Origin of the sequence: Citrobacter sp. Cpo148, from assembly GCF_030332375.1 — a bacterium.
GTDB lineage: Bacteria > Pseudomonadota > Gammaproteobacteria > Enterobacterales > Enterobacteriaceae > Citrobacter > Citrobacter portucalensis.
The window spans coordinates 1-903 of the sequence record NZ_JAOWHY010000011.1 but is presented as its reverse complement, the minus strand read 5'-3'; the positions used below and the strand labels follow the sequence as shown (position 1 = coordinate 903).

Genomic DNA, 903 nt, shown 5'->3' with positions numbered 1-903 from the left:
AAGGTACCGGATTTACCTGGAACCTCCGCCTACATGCTTAAACCGGGACAACCGTCGCCCGGCTAACATAGCCTTCTCCGTCCCCCCTTCGCAGTAACACCAAGTACAGGAATATTAACCTGTTTCCCATCGACTACGCCTTTCGGCCTCGCCTTAGGGGTCGACTCACCCTGCCCCGATTAACGTTGGACAGGAACCCTTGGTCTTCCGGCGTGCGGGTTTTTCACCCGCATTATCGTTACTTATGTCAGCATTCGCACTTCTGATACCTCCAGCATGCCTCACGACACACCTTCAACGGCTTACAGAACGCTCCCCTACCCAACAACACATAGTGTCGCTGCCGCAGCTTCGGTGCATGGTTTAGCCCCGTTACATCTTCCGCGCAGGCCGACTCGACCAGTGAGCTATTACGCTTTCTTTAAATGATGGCTGCTTCTAAGCCAACATCCTGGCTGTCTGTGCCTTCCCACATCGTTTCCCACTTAACCATGACTTTGGGACCTTAGCTGGCGGTCTGGGTTGTTTCCCTCTTCACGACGGACGTTAGCACCCGCCGTGTGTCTCCCGTGATAACATTCTTCGGTATTCGCAGTTTGCATCGGGTTGGTAAGTCGGGATGACCCCCTAGCCGAAACAGTGCTCTACCCCCGAAGATGAATTCACGAGGCGCTACCTAAATAGCTTTCGGGGAGAACCAGCTATCTCCCGGTTTGATTGGCCTTTCACCCCCAGCCACAAGTCATCCGCTAATTTTTCAACATTAGTCGGTTCGGTCCTCCAGTTAGTGTTACCCAACCTTCAACCTGCCCATGGCTAGATCACCGGGTTTCGGGTCTATACCCTGCAACTTAACGCCCAGTTAAGACTCGGTTTCCCTTCGGCTCCCCTATTCGGTTAACC

The 903-nt window shown here is 53.5% G+C and carries 1 rRNA gene; it reads right to left on the bottom strand.

The features are described 5' to 3' along the window. Nucleotides 1-903: ribosomal RNA gene (locus OGY10_RS00050) — 23S ribosomal RNA — on the bottom strand; the annotation flags it as partial.